The sequence below is a fragment of the Shigella sp. FC1967 genome (assembly GCF_001743005.1).
Taxonomy (GTDB): Bacteria; Pseudomonadota; Gammaproteobacteria; order Enterobacterales; family Enterobacteriaceae; genus Proteus.
Window position 1 is genome coordinate 1 of the sequence record NZ_MIIZ01000769.1, and the last position, 3,531, is coordinate 3,531.

Annotated in this window: 3 protein-coding genes; all 3 read left to right on the forward strand. The window is 34.7% G+C overall.

Features of this window, described 5'->3' with window-relative positions:
- Window positions 1-339: 339 nt before the first annotated feature.
- Window positions 340-879 carry a hypothetical protein gene (locus tag BHE89_RS12510; RefSeq protein WP_141008294.1) on the forward strand — a complete coding sequence of 180 codons (540 nt, stop codon included), beginning with the start codon at window positions 340-342 and terminating at the stop codon, window positions 877-879.
- Window positions 857-3,025: a P-loop NTPase family protein gene (locus BHE89_RS12515; RefSeq protein ID WP_128860518.1), complete on the forward strand. Its 2,169-nt coding sequence runs from the start codon at window positions 857-859 to the stop codon at window positions 3,023-3,025. Before BHE89_RS12510 ends, BHE89_RS12515 begins: the two co-directional genes overlap by 23 nt.
- 19 nt (window positions 3,026-3,044) lie before the next feature.
- Window positions 3,045-3,531 (forward strand): type I-F CRISPR-associated protein Csy1 (locus BHE89_RS12520; RefSeq protein WP_286146101.1); only part of this gene is annotated, 487 nt, incomplete at its 3' end.

Below are 3,531 nucleotides of genomic sequence, written 5' to 3' on the forward strand. Positions count from 1 at the left end.
ATCCTCTTCGTCATGAATGGATCTCAGTTCTATTACTTAGAGCGGTTATTAAAAAGTACTTCTAAAAACAGAAAAGTGATAAAAAAATTGGCTTGACGTTTTTTATTAAATAAAAAAATCTTGATACAGATATCATAATTCAGCATCTTTCTAATGATAAATAAAAAATAGTATTACTGATTTGCCCCGACATGGCTTCTTTGCTTATTTGGTTAATATTAAGTCATCACCGATTACCTTTTTTTAAAAAGAAAAAACACAAAAAGAGATAAAAAATAAAAAATAGTGAAAATACATCATTAGCAGATTTACTTTCTAGAATGAGTGCCGATTGGGGATATGAAAATAATTATGATGACAATGAATATCAGAAAAAAGAAAAAACAATGTTTTCAATTTCCGCAGGGTTTATTATTAGATTCGACGCTTTGGCTAGATAAATTATCTATTGCTGCAAACCATCTTTATCAAAATCTTCCTCTTTTTAATCAAGCGATACAAGACGGTAGTTGGCGCGTTATTGCGCATTATGCACGATTATGTTTAATGTTAGGTGATCATAACTATTCGTCTCAAGATAGAGATCCTAACTGGCATAGCGACTGTAAACTTTATGCTAACACAGGATATTCTCACGGTATAAAAGTCTATAAACAAAAATTAGATGAACATCTAATTAACGTTGCTCAAATCGCACAAAATATTGCGCAACTATTACCTTATTTTGAAACAGAGCCACCGATTGCACTTGATATTAATACGTTAGATCCAATAAAAGGCACACCTAAAAAATTTATTTGGCAAGATAATGCCGTAAAAAAAAATAACGGATTATCGAGAACAAACAGAAGATGCTGTGAAAGGCTTTTTTATTGTTAATATGGCAAGCACGGGGTATGGAAAAACGTTAGCCAATGCCAAAATAATGCGGGCATTATCTGAAGATAAAGAAAGCCTACGGTATATTTTAGCATTAGGCTTAAGAACATTAACGTTACAAACGGGAGATGAATATCGAAATAGAATAGGTTTAGAATCAAATCAACTTGCTGTATTAATTGGTTCTTCGGCTATTTTACGACTGCATGACGATAGTGAACAAGATAAACACAGTCAACAGCTCGCAGAAGAGAATATTTCTTTTGAAGAAGACTTAGGTTCTGAATCACAAGGATCACTGCAAGATGAATTTGATAATATTGATTGGGATGACAATGCTTGGGTTGATATTTTACCTGAAGAATTACTCTCAACAGTATTAACAAAACCAAAAGAACGCGCCTTACTTTATGCCCCTATTCTTGCTTGTACTATCGATCATATTATTTCTGCAACAGAAGTGATACGAGGTGGTCGTTATTTATTACCGACATTGAGATTAATGTCATCTGATTTGGTGATTGATGAAGTTGACGATTTTTTGGGTGAAGATGCTATCGCTATTAGTCGTTTGATTCATTTAGCAGGAATGATGGGGCGAAAGGTCATGATATCATCTGCGACAATTACACCAGATACAGCCTTAGCGCTTTATGGTGCTTATCAAGAAGGATGGCATTTATACGCGATTAGCCGAAATGAAAAAGAACAAATAGGATGTGTTTGGGTTGATGAATTTAAAACTAAAATAGAAACCTTAAGCTATGATAATAAAAAATCAGCAATAAGTTATTTAGCACATCACAATGATTTTATTGGAAAAAGAGCAAGTAAGTTAGTGGGGATCCCTGCTAAATCGAAGGGTTTTATTTTTCCTATTTCTCGTTCAGAGAATATTGAAGATATAGAAGGATATTATTTCCAACATATTCAACAGGCTATTATCCAATTGCATCATCAACACCATTTTATCGATGATAAAAGTGGTAAGAACATTTCTTTCGGTGTCGTGAGAGTCGCGAATATCAATCCATGCATTGAATTAACCCTTTATTTATTAGAAGCAGAGTGGGATGACAAGGTTGATGTTCGTATTATGCCTTACCATAGCCAACAAGTTTTATTGTTAAGACATGCTCAAGAAAAACATTTAGATGAAGTGCTTAAACGTAAAGAAAAAGAGGGGGAATTACCTGATTTTTTAAATAACGAGATCATTCGAAAGCATATCGATAACACTCAACGAAAACACTTAATTTTTATTCTAGTGGCAACGCCTGTTGAAGAGGTTGGACGAGATCATGATTTTGATTGGGCGGTTATCGAGCCTTCATCTTATCGTTCAATTATTCAATTATCAGGGCGTGTTCGTCGTCATCGTGAAGGTGAAGTTGAACAACCTAATGTTTCACTTCTACAGTTTAATTGGAAAGGGTTCGAAGGAAAAAGCAAATATGCTTTTGAGAAACCCGGTTATGAATATAAAGGGTGCCAATTAAAAACACATGATTTGGCATTATTAGTCAATGAAGCGCAGTTAAATAAAGGTATTAATGCGATACCCCGAATTCAAAAATCAGCAAAACCAACACCTAACTCTAGCCTTATCGACCTTGAACATAAGGCTATCCATCATACTTTAGGTTGTGATTACCTTCTTTCTTCTACACCAACAGCGATAGCCTCTACGGGGCTAGAGATGTTAAGAAATCGCAGAAATGCTGTTGCTAAACCTGTCGCGGGTTGTGAGCAAGTATGGGGATATACCTCAGACTATTGGTGGTTAACGGCATTACCTCAACAAATTAATAAGTTTCGCCGAAGTAAACCTACAATACGACTCTCTTTATTATTAGCCGATGAAAATAAAGATCCCGTATTTAAACAGTTCGATTCAGAGAGTGGTTGGGTCGCAGTGGATAAATTATGTCGCATACGACGTTATAATTTATCAGAATCTGAAATAGAAAGGCTATGGTTAGTCAGAGATTATATTGATTTATTAAAGGAATATCAGAAACCTTATGAGGAGATGATAAAAACATCTCAAATATTAGGTGAAATCAGTTATACCCAATGGAATGAAGAGATTAGCGCAGAATATCATTATAACGATCAAATGGGGACTTTGCCGTTTAACGTATAAATTTTAATAAGGATACAAAATGATTGATCCTGCAATAGATGCTTTCTTTTCTGAACGAAAAGAAAATTGGTTGAAAGATAAGAAAAAGGCCAATATGAGCGAAGAGGATATCGCTATAGTTGAATTGGAGTGCGAAGCACGTTTTGCTTTAGAAACGTGGTTACCCGATGCAGCTAAGCGCGCTGGACAAATATCAATATCGACCCACCCTTGTACTTTTAGTCACTCTAGTGCCCGTAAAAATAAAAATGGTTATGCGAGTTCAATTATCGCGGAAGCAGAACAAAGAAACGATGGCTTATTACGAACAGGGAATGTAGATGTTGAAGCAGATGCATTAGGAAATGCAGCTGCGTTAGATGTTTATAAGTTTTTAACGTTAACTATGAATGATGGTCAAACATTGCTTGATCATGTTAAGGCCGATACTTCGCTCGCAAAATCATTATTAAATATTAAAACAGAAAATTATGATAATTTAAAGATGGGCTTTTTACAGATGATCA